This window comes from Streptomyces flavovariabilis, from assembly GCF_000725785.1.
In the GTDB taxonomy this organism is placed as follows: Bacteria; Actinomycetota; Actinomycetes; order Streptomycetales; family Streptomycetaceae; genus Streptomyces; species Streptomyces hawaiiensis.
Genome location: NZ_JNXD01000009.1, coordinates 102842 through 118036, shown reverse-complemented (window position 1 = coordinate 118036; position 15195 = coordinate 102842). Strand labels below are relative to the sequence as shown.

At 71.5% G+C, this 15195-nt stretch carries 12 protein-coding genes; 9 read left to right on the top strand and 3 right to left on the bottom strand.

Annotated features, from left to right (window positions below):
• Window positions 1–31: 31 nt before the first annotated feature.
• From IO24_RS0117510 to msrA, 3 genes are all read right to left on the bottom strand, one after another.
• Window positions 32–532, bottom strand: a complete 501-nt coding sequence (locus IO24_RS0117510) for a hypothetical protein (protein ID WP_031136767.1) — start codon at window positions 530–532, stop codon at window positions 32–34.
• 272 nt (window positions 533–804) lie between these two features.
• The gene (gene rph, locus IO24_RS0117505) at window positions 805–3438 is read right to left on the bottom strand and encodes a rifamycin-inactivating phosphotransferase (protein WP_045296390.1); all 2634 of its coding nucleotides are present in this window, start codon (window positions 3436–3438) and stop codon (window positions 805–807) included.
• A 383-nt stretch (window positions 3439–3821) separates the two neighbouring features.
• A complete protein-coding gene (msrA, locus tag IO24_RS0117500) occupies window positions 3822–4331 on the bottom strand; it encodes a peptide-methionine (S)-S-oxide reductase MsrA (RefSeq protein WP_031136764.1) in 510 nt (169 codons plus the stop codon).
• A 429-nt stretch (window positions 4332–4760) separates the two neighbouring features.
• Here msrA and IO24_RS0117495 point away from each other — a divergent pair, with 429 nt between their 5' ends.
• The 9 genes from IO24_RS0117495 to IO24_RS0117455 all read left to right on the top strand — a co-directional run bounded on the left by IO24_RS0117495 (window position 4761) and on the right by IO24_RS0117455 (window position 15073).
• Entirely contained in the window at window positions 4761–5273 is a 513-nt protein-coding gene (locus IO24_RS0117495; RefSeq protein WP_031136762.1) for a hypothetical protein, read from the top strand.
• A gap of 398 nt (window positions 5274–5671) precedes the next feature.
• The gene (locus tag IO24_RS0117490; RefSeq protein WP_031136760.1) at window positions 5672–7798 is read left to right on the top strand and encodes a hypothetical protein; all 2127 of its coding nucleotides are present in this window, start codon (window positions 5672–5674) and stop codon (window positions 7796–7798) included.
• A 93-nt stretch (window positions 7799–7891) separates the two neighbouring features.
• The gene (pelF, locus tag IO24_RS0117485) at window positions 7892–9412 is read left to right on the top strand and encodes a GT4 family glycosyltransferase PelF (protein WP_031136759.1); all 1521 of its coding nucleotides are present in this window, start codon (window positions 7892–7894) and stop codon (window positions 9410–9412) included.
• Window positions 9409–10827 carry a hypothetical protein gene (locus tag IO24_RS0117480; protein ID WP_031136757.1) on the top strand — a complete coding sequence of 473 codons (1419 nt, stop codon included), beginning with the start codon at window positions 9409–9411 and terminating at the stop codon, window positions 10825–10827. Before pelF ends, IO24_RS0117480 begins: the two co-directional genes overlap by 4 nt.
• Window positions 10828–10879: 52 nt before the next feature.
• Window positions 10880–11881 carry a GDP-mannose 4,6-dehydratase gene (locus IO24_RS0117475; protein WP_031136755.1) on the top strand — a complete coding sequence of 334 codons (1002 nt, stop codon included), beginning with the start codon at window positions 10880–10882 and terminating at the stop codon, window positions 11879–11881.
• A gap of 67 nt (window positions 11882–11948) precedes the next feature.
• Window positions 11949–12662: a nucleotidyltransferase family protein gene (locus tag IO24_RS0117470; protein ID WP_031136754.1), complete on the top strand. Its 714-nt coding sequence runs from the start codon at window positions 11949–11951 to the stop codon at window positions 12660–12662.
• A 7-nt stretch (window positions 12663–12669) separates the two neighbouring features.
• Window positions 12670–13572 carry an NAD-dependent epimerase/dehydratase family protein gene (locus IO24_RS0117465; protein WP_031136752.1) on the top strand — a complete coding sequence of 301 codons (903 nt, stop codon included), beginning with the start codon at window positions 12670–12672 and terminating at the stop codon, window positions 13570–13572.
• A complete protein-coding gene (locus IO24_RS0117460) occupies window positions 13569–14231 on the top strand; it encodes a spherulation-specific family 4 protein (RefSeq protein WP_031136750.1) in 663 nt (220 codons plus the stop codon). The genes IO24_RS0117465 and IO24_RS0117460 overlap by 4 nt, the downstream gene beginning before the upstream one ends.
• Window positions 14228–15073: an endo alpha-1,4 polygalactosaminidase gene (locus tag IO24_RS0117455; protein ID WP_031136748.1), complete on the top strand. Its 846-nt coding sequence runs from the start codon at window positions 14228–14230 to the stop codon at window positions 15071–15073. The genes IO24_RS0117460 and IO24_RS0117455 overlap by 4 nt, the downstream gene beginning before the upstream one ends.
• Window positions 15074–15195 lie beyond the last annotated feature (122 nt).

Genomic DNA, 15195 nt, shown 5'->3' with positions numbered 1-15195 from the left:
CGAGGCCCTGGGCCGGCTCGGCGCCGCGGTGTCACTCCTCGTCGACAGGCCGCTGTCCGGCCAGGAACTCTTCGAATGCCGCTGCCTGCCGGGGATCCATGAATGCCTGGCGCGTGTACATGGCCTTGTCCTCGAGCCATGCCGCCTCGTCGGCAGTCAGCTGTACGGCCACCACCGTCCCGCCCCGGGCGAAGCTCACGCGCATGCCATCAGGGCGCACGTACCGGGTGTAGGGCCCGTACTGCCGCGGCCCGGCCAACGACTCGGCCCGAAGCCGGCCGACGTCCCACGTGGCCTCCTCCGCACCCTCCTCGTCGCCGTCCTGCGGTATGACTGCGGGTGCCGGGTAGTCAGCGCGGGCCCAGTGCTCCAGCTCGGCCACCCTCCCCGCCGGGAACAGCACGCTCATCGGCACATCGGCCTCGGTGAGCACGACGCGTTCACCCGTGGACTCGACGAGGTGGACCAGGCGCTCGTAGTCGATCGGGTCCGGGGCGTACCGGCGCTCTACGACGATCTTCACGTCATCCATGGCGCCGGACGTTACCTGCCGGGTCGCGTCCCACGGTGGCCCTGGACGGGCACCTTCCAGCACTGGCCGCCATGGCGGCCACTCGTGGTCGAGACCGTCGCGTACACCCATGACGCACGGGCCTCGCCGAGCACGCCATTCCGGCACGGCACTTCGTCCGCCGCGCCGACCGGGACAGCACTGCGCATCGCAGAGGCCGTCAAGAGTTGAGGCCCGGCGCCCCCGCCGCCGGCCGCCGCCGTCTGTACGGTCGTCTGCCCCGGCCTGCCGGGTTACGGCGAGTCCGACGAGCCCACCTCCGACCCGGAAGACAGGATCTCGATGTACCCGTCGGTTCCGTGCACGCGGATCCGCTGTCCGTCCCGGATCAGCCGGGTGGCCTGATCCACACCTACGACGGCCGGCAAGCCGTACTCGCGGGCGATCACCGCGCCATGGGTCATCAGGCCGCCCACCTCCGTCACCAGGCCCGCGATTCCGACGAACAGAGGTGACCAACTGGGGTCCGTGTAGGCCGTGACCAGGATGTCGCCCGCCTCGAGATCGGCTTGGGCCATGTCGAGGACGACCCGGGCCCGTCCCTCGATGGTGCCGCCGGAAACCGGCAGGCCGATCAGGGCACCGTCCGGCACGTCGTCGCGTCGGTACGCACCGTTGAGGATCTCGCCGTCCGATGTGAGTACCCGCGGCGTGGTGAGCGCGTGGTACGACTGGAACGCGTCCTTGCGCTGCCGGATGAGCTCGTCGTCCACTGGGTTCGAGGAGCGTACGACGTGGTGGAGCTCTTGGAACGTCAGGTAGAAGATGTCCTCCTTCTCACGGAGCACGCCGGCCTGCGCGAGGCGCCCGGCCTCCTCCAGCAGGGCCTCCTTGTAGACGAAGTAGCGGCAGACGATGTCGTACTTGGGGTACTCCCGGTACCCGATGAAGGTTCGGACCCGGTCGATCATCCACTTGGTCTCGTCGGCTTTGCTCTCCCCCTCGGGCAGAGCCCGCAGGCGTGTCAGCACGTCCTGTTCCTTCTTCGACGCCTCCTGCCGGCCTTGCTCGAAGCGCCGCTGGGCGGCGCCCGGTGCGAAGTTCCTGACGTTGTCGAGGATCGCCGGCACGAGCGTGCCGGGGCGCTCGCGCCAACGAGGTCTCGTGATGTCGATCTCGCCGGCACAGCGCATGCCGTACCGGGCGAGGTAGGTCTCGATGGCGTCGCGCGCTTCGATCCCGCCCGCGAGCTTCGCCAGCTCGTCCAGGAAGCTGTCGTCCTCGGCGTTCTGGAGGAATGCCACCACCTCCGGATGAGGACGGATCACGTCCGCGACGTCGAGCAGTGCCAGTCCCATCTCCGACGTGACGTTGCCGGGGGCGGACAGCGTGAGCGTGTCAGCCGCGTTCTTCTCGCCCAGCCACTCGTGCAGGTTGTCGTTGAGCCACCACGTGGCCTCCATCCCCGCCATGATCACCTGCACGCTCAGCGGATCGCTGAGGACTCGCTTGTGCTCCTCGAAGGCCTCCAGCAGGAAGTCGAACAGAGCCGGCCCGGTCTTCGTGCCGATGTCGCGCCGCAGGGCGGCGAGGGACGCCTGGCTGCGCTCGATCAGCCGGGTGACGATGGCCGGATCGGTCTCGATCGGGGCGGGCGCGCTTCGGGCCGGGGCTCCGCCGGGACCCGGGTCCGGGAGCAGGGGGACGAAATCGTCGCGGTCGAGGACGGTCTCCAGGGCGTCCCTGGTCAGCGGATCGCCTCTCCCCATGAGGTCCAGGAGACCGGCGCGACCCGCGGGCGTGGCCACGGCCCGGGTGGCGTCGACGAAGAGCCTGCCGCCGGCATCGGTCATCGGCACCATCGCCGTCAGCTTCCACATGGACAGCCCCAGTGGCTTCATGGGGTCGGTCATCATCTGCTGATGGCCGACGGAGACGTAGACGTGATTCTCCTGGTCGGCGGCCTCCGGAATGGGGAACAGCGTCGTGATCGGCCGGCTCTGAACGATCTGGAAACCGTCGTCGGCCAGGCACCATTCGATGTCCTGCGGGCGGCCGAAGTGCGCTTCGATCCGCCGCCCGAGGTGCACGAGCTGCACGGCCTGCGCATCCGTCAAAGACGGCTGCTCCTGCCGCTGCGCGTCGACCGCCGTCTCCTGCGTGCCGCCGGCCTGCAGGGCGTGAACGGCACGCTGTTTCGCGGCGATGGTCTTGGCGACGACCTCGCCGTGTCGCACCTTGAAGACGTCCGGGTTCACCAGACCGGAGACCAGGGCCTCGCCGAGGCCGAAGCCGGAGTCGACAGTGGCGACCTTCCGGTTGCCGGTGACGGGGTCGGCCGTGAAGAGGATGCCGGCCGCATGCGGGAAGACCATCTGCTGCACGACCACTGCCATGTGGACCGTACGGTCGTCGATGCCGTTGCGCCGGCGGTAGGTCACGGCCCGCTCGGTGTACAGCGAGGCCCAGCACCGGCTGATGTGCTGGAGGATCGCCGCCGGCCCGATGACGTTCAGGTACGTGTCCTGCTGGCCGGCGAAGGAGGCCGTCGGCAGGTCCTCGGCCGTCGCGCTGGATCGGACGGCGTAGGGGGTCTGCTCACCGAGCCTGGCGAGCGCGCGGGTGATTGCCGCCGCGAGATCGCCCGGGACGGCGGTCTCCTCGATGGTCCGGCGAATCCGCGCGCTGAGCGTGCGGATCGCCTCCCGGTCGTCCGGGTTCGTGCGCGACAGCCGGTCCAGCAGTTCCTCGATCGACGGTGCTTCCGTCACGATCCGCCGGAAGGCGTCCGTCGTCACGCAAAAGCCACCCGGCACGCGGATGCCTTCGATCCGCGACAGCGCGCCCAGATGCGCGCCCTTGCCGCCGACGACCGCGAGCTGCTTCTCGTCGATCTCCTGAAGATCCAGCACGAATTGCTCGATCACACGCACGTGGTGTCCCCGTTTCCGCAGGTTGTGGCTCAGGCCGCTGATTCTGCGCTGTGACCGGGGCCTTGCCGCAAGCCCCCCGGTGCGCTATACCTTGGGAGAGGCAAGGAGAGATCTCTCCTTGCCTTTTGCCGTTGGTCGTGCACCGGGGAACCGGCTGAGCTGTTGGTGCCCTGGGGCGAGTCGCCCGTAGGAGTGCGGCTCGGGCCTACAGGCGAAGGTGGATTCCTGCGTTACGCGGCGAACCGGTGACGATGCCGTCGTGCGGCGAGGTGATGCCGAGGAGTTCCGGGTCGCTGGGTGTGCGGCACCACCAAGGCGCGGAAACGACACGTGGCCGGGGAGAGCAGCGCCCTCCCCGGCCACGTCGGTGTTCAGAACTAGCCGCGCCTGGGCAGCCGCCAGTTCGGACGCGGGAAGTGGCAGGTGTAACCGTCCGGGTAGCGCTGGAGATAGTCCTGGTGCTCCGGCTCGGCCTCCCAGAACGCGCCGGCCGGTACGACCTCGGTCACCACCGGGCCCGGCCACAGCCCGGACGCCTCGACGTCGGCGATGGTGTCCTGCGCGACGCGCCGCTGCTCGTCGTCGAGGTAGAAGATGGCGGAGCGGTAGCTCAGACCGATGTCATTGCCCTGCCGGTTCCTCGTGGACGGGTCGTGGATCTGGAAGAAGTACTCCAGGATCGCGCGATAGTCGGTAGCGGTCGGATCAAAAACGATCTCGATCGATTCCGCGTGCTTTCCGTGGTCACGGTAGGTGGGGCGGGGCTTGTCGTCGTCACCGCTGTAACCGACGCGGGTACGGATCACTCCGGGAAGCGACCGGATCAGATCCTGCATACCCCAGAAGCAGCCACCCGCCAGCAGCGCCCTCTCTTCGACATCGCTCATGGCGTATCACCTTTCTTGCCTGTATCCGTCCACACGGGACCAGCCTCGCACACACACCCCTCGCATGCGGTCACCATCCTGACGGGTGACGATCCGGCCTGGGAGCCCTCTCTGACGGGTAGGCCGGAAACCGGCGGATGGCCGAGAACTCCAGGGTGACCAGAGGTGCAGAGGGGGCCCGCCGCGTCCGATACGCGCCAAAGTCATCTCTGCGCGCCACGGAAGCGGCCGACGGCGCCCGGCCCGCACCACCACCCCCGCACACACCGACTGCCTGGGCGGATGCGACCTCCGCCGCGCCACCATATTTTCATCACGCGTCATTCACGTAATGAACACTTCCAGCCGAGGGGCGACCAGCACCTTCCCCAGGGGGCAGACGCTGCACTCGGCCCCTGCCTAGCCTCCGGGGCCATGCGATCACCCCTGATGAGACGTTTCGGTCTCGGCGCCGTCCTCGCCCTGGCCCTCGCCGTGTTCGGCCTGGCCCCCAGCGCGAGCGCGGCCGACCCGGCGCCGGCGGAGCTGACCTTCGCCACCGACAGCGCCACCACCACGCCCGGCGGCTCGGTCAGGCTGTCGATGACCATCACCAACACCCACACCTACGACGTCTGGTTCGTGTACCAGACGATCGAACCGACGTGGCTGACCACGCAGCGCCCCGACCTGAAGTACAGCTTCACCGGGTGCAGCCCGACCACCACGGCCGGCCCCGCCCCCTGCTCCGGGACCGGCCCGGCCAACCTCGGGGCCAACTACGGCGCCACCATCCCGCCCGGCCAGAGCCGTACGGTCACCCTGACGCTGGACGTCGCCGCCGACTCCGGCTGCAACGGCAACATCGGCTTCTACTCGTACTTCTACGCCGAGTTCAGCGACTCCACGAACGTCAGCGGCGGCCCGGTCTACACACCCGTGACGCGGGTGCTCTGCTCCTGACGCTTCGTCCGGAGCACCGTGGGCGTGACCTGAAAGCCTCCACCCCCAGGCACCTGTCCCGGTCTGGACCACTGGCACTCCGACCGGCGGGCCCCACCGGCCCGCCGGCGCGCCACACAGGGCCCGGACCAGCACGCCGGGCCCTCGCGCCCACCAGGTCCGACCTCGACCGGAAACCGGCAACGGCTCACTTCGCTTTCGAACGGGCCCCATTCGACACCTGCGCTTTTCCGTCATGTTCCGCAACATGACCGCAAAATCTCCACACAGACATCACTATGTGACGCGAACGGATGCGTGACGAACTGGCTTCTGAGGGGGACGCCGGCGGCACGCAGGGGGTGCGTCCGCTCCACGGGAGCTGTGCTCACCCCTGCCCGGGGAGGGGACCTCACCGCATGAAGCGGACCTTACGCACCACCGTGCTCACGGTGGGCGCGCTCATCGCCGCACTGGGCCTGCCGGCCGGCGCGGCCCACGCCGACACCACACCCCGTATCGACCTGCGGGTGCTGGTGGTGAGCGACGGCGGCCCGTCCACCGACGCGATAGCCGCCGAACTGGCCGCGGCCGGCACGCCCTACACCCGGATCGACCTCACGCAGTCCGGCCGGACCGTGATCGATGCCGACTTCCTGGCGGACACCGTCGACGGCCGGCCGCGCGCCAGGTTCCAGGCCGTCGTGCTGCCCAACGACAACCCGTTCCCGGCCGGCTCCGCCGAGATGGCGGCACTCGCGGCGTACGAGCAGACGTATGACATTCCCCAGGTCGACGCCTACACCTACGCGCGTCCCGAAGCCGGTCTGCAGTACCCGATCCACGGCGGTTACTCCGGCAGCATCGACGGCACGCGGGCGGAGGTGACCGCCGCGGGCAAGTCGGGCCCCTTCGGCTATCTCGACGGGGCGGTGCCCTTCGAGGACAACGACCCGGCCATCGGCGAGAGTTACGCCTACCTGTCGAAGCCCGTGGCGGGGGCCGACTTCACCCCGTACGTGCAGGCGGCGATCCCGGGACAGCCGGCCAAGGGCACACTGGTGGGCGAGTACCGGCACGACGGGCGGCGCGAGCTGGTCGTCACCTTCGTCTACAACCAGTACCAGCAGCAGTTCCGGCTTCTGGCCCGCGGCATCGTGGAATGGATGACCGGCGGTGTGCACCTGGGCGCCTCACGGAACTACTTCTCCGTCCACGTGGACGACGTGTTCGCCGCCGACGACCGCTGGAACAGCGAGCTCAACTGCACGCCCGGCGACGTCGACTGCACGGACCCCGACGCGACGCCCGACCCGATCCGGATGACGGCCGGCGACGTCGACCACGCCGTCGACTGGCAGGACAGCAAGAACTTCACCCTCGACTTCGCCTACAACGGCGCCGGCAGCGTCGACCACCGGGAGGACAACAACGGCACGGACGCCCTCGCCGACCGGCTGATCGCACGGCGGGGCGAGTTCCGGTGGATCAACCACACCTACTCGCACCCCTTCCTCGGCTGTGTCCAGGACACCACCGTGGTGCCCTGGAAGTGCGCGACCGACGCCGACGGCAGCACCCGGTGGATGAGCCGCAACGACATCTCCGACGAGATCGCCACCAACCGGGTCTGGGGCCAGAGCGCCGGTCTGCCGCTGGTGAACGCCGAGTTGGTCACCGGCGAACACTCGGGCATGAAGGTGCTGCCGCAGCAGCCCGAGGACAACCCCAACCTGGCGCTCGCCCTCGACGACAACGACATCACCTGGCTCGGCTCCGACAACTCCCGTGAGCCCGCCCAGCGACAGGTCGGTCCGGCCACGACCGTGCCCCGCTATCCGATGAACGTCTTCTACAACGCCGGCCGGGCGGCCGAGCAGGTCGACGAGTACAACTGGATCTACACTGGCCGCGCCCAGGGCGGCAGCGGCATCTGCGAGGACAACCCGGCCACCACCACCTGCCTGGCGGCGCCGCTGGACGCCACCACCGGCTACGCCGACCACATCGTGCCGCTGGAGACACGGATCGCCCTCGGGCACGTCCTGGCCAACGACCCCAAGCCGCACTTCATCCACCAGTCGAACCTCGCCGAGGACCGCATCGCCTACCCCGTGCTCGACGGCGTCCTGGACGGCTATGAGGCGCTGTTCGCCGAGGACACCCCCGTGGTGAACCCGCGGATGCGGGACATCGGCTCCGAACTGCGACGCCGCGCGGACTGGCAGGACGCACTCCGGGCCGGAGAGATCACCGCCCACCGCATCGGCGGCACGGTGACCGTCGACGCGCCGGACGGGCTGGCGGTCCCCGCGACCCTGCCCACCGGCACCACACTGGCCGGCGCCGCGTTCGGCGAGGCGTACGCGGGGGCGGTGTCCGGCTGGACGCCCTCCACGGGTACGCCGCTCGCTCTCACCCTGCCGGCGTCGGCCGCGGCTCCGGCCGACGCCGACTCCGAACCCGCCCCGGCCACCGGCCCCGCACCGAAGACCCGTGTCCCCACGGGTGTCACCGACCCGGTGAGCCACACCGCAGACGGCTGAACGGCGCCCGCCCGAGACCGACCGAAGGTCCTGGCCGTCCCCTGGCGGCCAGGACCGGCCCGAACCACCCCACTCCTCGGCCGTGGAGCATCGATGCCCGTTCCCCAGGGCGCGCGACGTACCGGAGCAACGCGCGTCACCCTGCTCACCGAAGGCACCTACCCGCACAGCCACGGCGGCGTCAGCGTCTGGTGCGACCAGCTCGTCCAGGGCATGCCCGACCTCGCCTTCGACGTCATCGCCGTCACCGGCACCGGACGTGAGCCGCTCGTCTGGGACCTGCCCGCGCACGTGTCGAGCGTGCTGTCCGTCCCCATGTGGGGCGCCCCGCCCGAGGGCCGCCCACCCCGGGGCCGGTCCCGCAACCAGCTCACCGCCGCCTACGAACGGTTCCTGACCGCGCTGCTCGACCCGCACGCCGAGGACGGTTTCGCACCCGCCCTGTACACGCTGGCACGGGCCGCGACGGACGGGACGCTGAGCCCCTTCCTGCGCGCGGACCGGGCGATCGCGATCCTCACCGCGCTGTGGAGGCGCCCCGGCCTCGCGGTGCGCGAGGCACAGCCGACCCTGCACGACGCGCTCACCGCGACCGCCCTGCTGGAGCACGCCCTGCGCCCGCTGGCAGCCCCGGCGCCCGAGAGCGGGGTCGCGCACGCCGTCAGCGGCGGGGTCGCCGTCCTGCCGGGCCTCGCCGCCCTCGAACACCACGGCGTCCCGCTGCTGTTGACCGAGCACGGGGTCTACCTGCGTGAGCGCTACCTCGGCTACCGCACCGCGCCCTACCGCTGGCCGGTGAAGGCCGTGATCCTCGGCTTCTTCCGGCTGCTCGCGCAGGAGAGCTACCGCCGGGCCGCCCTGATCACACCGGGCAACCGCTACAACCGGCTGTGGGAGGAGGAGGGCGGCGCCGACCCGGAGTCGATCCGCACGGTCTACAACGGCGTCGATCCCGCCGCGTTCCCGGCGGCCGGGCCCGAACCGGACGCCCCCACCCTCAGCTGGGCGGGCCGCGTCGACCCCATCAAGGACCTGGAGACCCTCATCCGGGCCTTCGCCCTCGTCCGCGACCGGCTCCCGCACGCCCGGCTGCGGTTGTTCGGCGGGACACCCCGGGGCGGAGAGGCCTACCGGGAACGCTGCGAGGCCCTGGCCGCCGAACTCGGGCACGCCGACGCCGTCACCTTCGAAGGGCGCGTCGACGACATCAAGGACGCCTACGCCGCCGGGAACGTCGTGATGCTCTCCAGCATCAGCGAAGGCTTCCCCTTCACTCTGATCGAGGCCATGTCCTGCGGACGGGCGACCGTCTCCACCGACGTGGGCGGTGTACGCGAGGCCGTCGGCGACACCGGGCTCGTGGTGCCTCCGCGCGATCCGGCGGCGATGGCCACGGCCGCGCTGGAACTGCTGGCCGATCCGGGGCGGCGCAAGGCGATGGGCGAGGCGGCCCGGCTACGGGTCATCGAGCAGTTCACCCTCCGGCAGACCATTGACACGTTTCGGTCCGTCTATCTGGAACTGGCCCACCCGACAGAGGAGTTGACGGCCATGCCCACGACGGTCAGGATGTCCGCCCCGGCCGTCGACGGCACCGGAAGCCTCGCCCTGTGAGCGGGCCTATGTCTCTCGAACCCGGGGGTGCGGAACAGGATACGCTGGCCATCCGGCTGGCCGGCACCCGCCCGCCACGCCGCCGGCCGCGCTGGGCCCTGGACGACGCCACGCTCGCCATCCGGCTGCCCCGGCGCGGCCCCGACGAGGAGGCGGTCAGTGAACTCGCCGCCGAACTCGCCGACCGCGTCGGCCCCGCTGTCCACCCCTACGAGGTGGCCGCGCTGCTGGAGGCGGAGGGACTGTCCGCCTCCCTGATCAACGAACGGTACGGCCATCCCAACCTGTTCTCCCTGGCCGCCGCGCTGTACGAACGAGTGCCGCGCACCTTCCCCGAACCCGCCCCGGCGGCCGACCCCTGGCGCCCCGACACGCTGCGCTGTCTGCTGCGGGGGGTGCTGTTCGCCCTGCCGGGGCTGGCCTACCTGCTGACCGCACCGCTGTGGGACGCCGGCGGGCACGCCCCCGCCCTGATCGTGGCCGGACTCGTCTCCTGGGCGTGGGGGCAGGCACTGGGTCACCGCGCGCACCTGCGGATGGCGACCGGACACCGGGAGGCGGGCCGTACCCTCCTGGCCGGCGCGCCCGCGGGAGCGGTGGTGGCGACGGCCATCTCCGCGCTGCCCGCCGGCGGCGGGCCGGTGACCCTGGTGGCGGCCGCACAGTCCGCGTACCTGGCGGCCGCCGGTGTCCTGCTGGTCCTGGGCCGGGAACGGCTGCTGCTGGCCGCGCTCAGCCCGCTGTGCGCGGGCGCCGCCGTCCTGCCGTGGGGGGAGCCCGGCCCCGCACTCCGGGCCGGGCTCCCCCTGCTGGCGCTGCTCGCCGCGCTCACCGTCACGGGCTGGGTCCTGCGGGGCGCCCTCGCCGTGCCCGCCGTCGCCGGCGCGACCCGGCCGCGCCTGCTGTGGTCGCTGCCGTACGGCCTGTTCGGGCTGGCCGCCGGGGTGCTGGTACTGCTGGAAGGGCGGGAGGAACCGTACGCGGTGATCGTGCTGACGCTGAGCATGGGGCCGGCGGAATGGCTGCTGTACCGCTACCGCGGACTGTCGGTCGCCGCGCTGCGCGCCACCGCCACGCCCGCCGGATTCCTGCTGCGCTCGGCCGGCATCCTCGGTCTCTGCCTGCTCGCCTATCTCACGCCGCTGCTGCCCGCCGCCCTGCTCACCGGCGCCGACCCGGCCACCCTGCTGCTGCTCGCGGCCGTGCTGTGGACCGCGCTGCTGCTCCAGGCCTTCGGGGCGGCCTGGTCGTCGGCCGGGATCTGCCTGACGGCAGCCGGCGGGGCCGGAGCGGTCGTCCTGTTCCAGCTGCCACCGGGCGCCGCCCTGGCCCTGCCGCTCAGCTGCGGCGCCGCGGCCCTGTGTCTGTCGGCGTGCGCGTTGTGGCTGCTCGGCCGGCCCGCCCCGCACGCCTGATTCCCGCGCCCACTCGCCGCTCCCATCCCACCCATCCGAAGGGACACCGCAGTTGACCTCCGCACCGCTCGCCGCCGTCACCGGAGCCGAGGGCTTCATCGGCTCGCACCTCACCGAGGCGCTGGTCGCCTCCGGACACCGGGTCAGGGCCATGGCCCAGTACAACTCCTTCTCCTCCTACGGCTGGCTGGAGACCCTGCACCCGGACGTCCTGGACCAGGTGGAGATCGTCCTCGGCGACGTCCGGGACCCCGGCTCCGTCCGCGGTCTCCTCGAGGGCGCCGACACCGCCTACCACCTGGCCGCCCTGATCGCGATCCCGTACTCCTACCAGGCCCCGCACAGTTACGTGGACACCAACGTCACCGGCACCCTCAACGTGCTGGAAGCCGTGCGCGCCCTGGGCACGCCCCGGCTGGTGCACACCTCCACCAGCGAGACCTACGGAACCGCGCAGACCGTGCCCATCACCGAGGACCACCCCATCAACACCCAGTCGCCGTACGCCGCTTCGAAGGCGGGCGGGGACCGGCTGGCCGACAGCTACCACGCCAGTTTCGGCACCCCGGTCGTCACGCTGCGGCCCTTCAACACCTTCGGACCGCGGCAGTCGATGCGCGCGGTCATCCCCACCGTCATCGGGCAGGTCGCGGCCGGGGAACGCACGATCACCCTCGGCGACCTGCGCCCCACCCGGGACTTCACCTTCGTCAAGGACACCGCGCAGGCCTTCCTCGCCGTCGGGACCGCGCCCTCCGAGCGGGTCGTGGGCCGCACCTTCAACGCGGGGACCGGTGGGGAGATCTCGGTCGGCGACCTGGTCGCGCTGATCGGCAAGGTGATGGACACGGCCCTCGACGTCCGCGAGGACACCGCCCGCATCCGCCCCGCCAACTCCGAGGTGATGCGGCTGGTCGCGGACGCGAGCCGGCTCGGCGCGGCAACCGGCTGGCAGCCCGCGCACAGCCTGGAGGAAGGACTGGCGTCCACCGTGGAGTTCTTCCGCGACCCGGCCAACCTCGCCCGCTACAAGACCGGCATCTACAACATCTGACTCCACCGCGGACCTCGTCCGTCACGTCTGCGCACGTCCACGAAGCGTTCACGAAGGAGGAGCCCCCATGCACGCAGTGATCCTGGCGGGAGGCAAGGGCGTCCGGCTGCGGCCGTACACCACCGCACTGCCCAAGCCGCTCGTGCCCATCGGCGACCAGCACGCCATCCTGGAGATCGTGCTGCGCCAGCTGTCCGCGGCCGGCTTCACCAGCTGCACCATCGCCATCGGCCACCTCGGCGAGATCATCCGCGCCTACGTCGGCGACGGCTCCCAGTGGGGTCTGAACGTCGACTACGCCACCGAGGACAGCCCCCTGGGCACCATGGGCCCGCTGCTCAACCTGCGCCACCGGCTGCCCGAGACCTTCCTGGTGATGAACGGCGACGTCCTCACCGACCTCGACTACGCCGACGTCCTGCGCCGGCACCGCGGGTCCGGGGCCCCGCTGACCATCGCGACGTACGCCCGCAAGGTGCACATCGACTTCGGGGTGCTGACCACCCGCTCCAGCAAAGTCGTCGCGTTCACCGAGAAGCCGAGCATGGACTACCGCGTCTCCATGGGCGTCTACGGCCTGTCCCGCGGCACCCTCGACGGCTACACGCCCGGACTGCCCCTCGGATTCGACGAGCTGGTGCTCGACCTGCTGAAAACACAGAACCAGCCGCACGCCTACGAGTTCGACGGGTACTGGCTGGACATCGGCCGCCCGGACGACTATGACCGCGCCAACGCCGAGTTCACCACCCGCAAGTCGCTTCTGCTCAAGGGAGCCTGAGCACGTCATGCGCATTCTCGTCCTGGGCTTCACCGGCTATCTCGGCGCCCACGTCGTCGAGGGGCTGCGCGCCCTGCCGGGCGCGCTGGTTCTCGGCGGCGGCCGGTCACCGGCCGCCCACCTCGACGTCGATCTCGCCCGCGTCCGCCCGGAGCAGCTGGCGAAGACCCTCGCGTCCGCCGCGCCCGACATCGTGGTCAACTGCGCGGGCGCGACCGGCGGCGACGCCGTCACCCTCGCCGAGGTCAACGCCCTCGGCCCCGCGGTGCTGTGCGCGGCGCTGCGCGAGTCGGCCCCCGCGGCCCGCCTGGTGCACTTGGGCTCGGCCGCCGAGTACGGCCCCGGCGTGCCCGACACTCCGGTGACGGAGTCGGCGGCCACCCGCCCGGTCGGCCCCTACGGCGCGACCAAGCTCGCGGGCACGGTCGCGGTGACCGCCTCCGGCCTGGACGCGGTGGTGCTGCGGGTGGGCAATCCGGTGGGGCCGGGGGCGCCGCCCTCCGGACTGCCCGGCCGGATCGCCGCACTGCTGCGCGAGGCCGGCCCCGGCCCGGATGCCGTACTGCGGCTCGGCGACCTGTCCGCCTACCGCGACTTCGTCGACGTGCGCGACGTGGCACGGGCGGCGGTGCTCGCGGCCACGGCCCCGCACCCGCTGCCGCCCGTCCTCAACGTCGGCGGAGGCCGGGCCGTTCCGGTGCGTGACCTGGTGCGGGGCCTGGCCGACCTGGCCGGATTCCGGGGCCGGATCGAGGAGACCACGGCGGGCACGGCCGGGTCGGCCCGCTCCGCGCAGGTGTCGTGGCAGTGTTCCGACATCACCGCCGCCGAGCGGGCCCTGGACTGGCGTCCGGCCCATACCCTCGACGACGCGCTCACCGCGCTGTGGGAAGGCGGCGGCACGCCGTGAACCTGCTGATCCCGCTGTACGTGCATCCGGCCGAGGACCCGGGCGCCTGGCATCGGCTGATCACCGCCGCGCCGCGTACCTACGGGGTCGTTCTCAACCCGGCGAGCGGGCCGGGCGAGGTCCCCGACCCGGCGTTCACCGCCGCGGCCGGTGCGCTGCGGGCCGCGGGGGCGCGTCTGCTGGGATACGTCGACACCGACTACGGGGTGCGCGAGCCTGCGGACGTCATCGAGGACGTGCGCCGGCACCGGGAGTGGTACGCGGCGGACGGCTGCTTCCTGGACAGGGTGACGGCGACCGCGGACGGGCTGCCGGCCTGCCGCCGGCTGGTTCGGACGGTACGCCGGCTGGGCGCGGGGACGGTCGTCCTCAACCCCGGGGTCCATCCGGCGCCGGGATACGCCCGGCTCGCGGACCTGACGGTCACCTTCGAGGGCCACTGGTCGACGTACGTCTCCGCCTTCAGCCGGCCGGCGTGGACCGCACGGCACCCACCCGAGCGGCTGTGCCACCTCGTCTACGGCGTGCCCGGGGCACTCGTTCCGCTGGCCGTGCGCACCGCGCACGACCGGGGAGCGGCGGTCTGCGGCCCGGTGACGGGCGAACCGCCCAACCCGTGGGCCCAGTTGACACCCGCCCTCACCAGGGCGGAGCGATGAGAAGGAGGGTACTTCCCTGCGCGGCCCTGCTGGTTGCGCTGGCGGCCGCGGCGCTGACGGGCTGCTCCGGCAGCGCCGGGCCACCCCTCGACGGCAACTCCGCTCCCCCGCCGCGGGGTTCGGCCGCCCCGTCACCCTCCAGGGCTGTGTGGAAGCCCCGTCCGGGCCTCGCCTGGCAGTGGCAACTGGACGGCAAGGTCGACGCGTCGGCCGACGTGCCCGTCTACGACATCGACGGCTTCGAGAACTCCGCGGCGGACGTGGCCCGGCTGCACCGCGCGGGAAGGAAGGTCATCTGTTACGTCAACGTGGGCGCATGGGAGGACTTCCGGCCGGACCGGGACGATTTCCCGCCCTCGGTGCTCGGCGAGCCCAACGGGTGGGGGGGCGAGCGGTGGCTGGACATCCGGCGGCTGACGGTCCTGCGGCCGATCATGGAACGCCGCTTCGACATGTGCCGCGACAAGGGCTTCGACGCGGTGGAACCCGATCTGGTGGAGGGCTACGGCAACGACACCGGCTTCCCGCTCACCGCCCGGGACCAGCTCAGGTACAACCGCATGATCGCGGCCATCGCCCACGAGCGGGGACTGTCGGTGGGGCTGAAGAACGACCTCCCCCAGATCCCGCAACTCGTGGGCCACTTCGACTTCGCGGTGAACGAGGAATGCGCTCAGTACGACGAGTGCGGCGAGCTCTCCCCGTTCATCGCCGCGGGCAAGGCGGTGTTCCACGTGGAGTACACGGAGCCGAGGAGCGGTTTCTGTGCCGAGTCCCGTCGGCTGAGGCTGTCGTCGATGCTGAAGGAACCGGAACTCGGGGTGTGGCGGAGCCCTTGCTGAATTCGGGCAGGGTGAGGGCCGAACGGGCCGGTCGGCCCGGCCGCTCTCGCCCGCGAACACCGACGGCTCCCTCCCCTGCGAACAGGGAGGGAGCCGTCGAGGTGCGTCCGGAGGCTATGCCT

Excerpts from the sequence above, each read along its gene's own strand:
- IO24_RS0117510 (WP_031136767.1), bottom strand. The coding sequence starts at position 532 with ATGGATGACGTGAAGATCGTCGTAGAGCGCCGGTACGCCCCGGACCCG.
- msrA (WP_031136764.1), bottom strand. The coding sequence starts at position 4,331 with ATGAGCGATGTCGAAGAGAGGGCGCTGCTGGCGGGTGGCTGCTTCTGG.
- IO24_RS0117495 (WP_031136762.1), top strand. The coding sequence starts at position 4,761 with ATGAGACGTTTCGGTCTCGGCGCCGTCCTCGCCCTGGCCCTCGCCGTG.
- IO24_RS0117490 (WP_031136760.1), top strand. The coding sequence starts at position 5,672 with ATGAAGCGGACCTTACGCACCACCGTGCTCACGGTGGGCGCGCTCATC.
- pelF (WP_031136759.1), top strand. The coding sequence starts at position 7,892 with ATGCCCGTTCCCCAGGGCGCGCGACGTACCGGAGCAACGCGCGTCACC.
- IO24_RS0117470 (WP_031136754.1), top strand. The coding sequence starts at position 11,949 with ATGCACGCAGTGATCCTGGCGGGAGGCAAGGGCGTCCGGCTGCGGCCG.
- IO24_RS0117465 (WP_031136752.1), top strand. The coding sequence starts at position 12,670 with ATGCGCATTCTCGTCCTGGGCTTCACCGGCTATCTCGGCGCCCACGTC.
- IO24_RS0117455 (WP_031136748.1), top strand. The coding sequence starts at position 14,228 with ATGAGAAGGAGGGTACTTCCCTGCGCGGCCCTGCTGGTTGCGCTGGCG.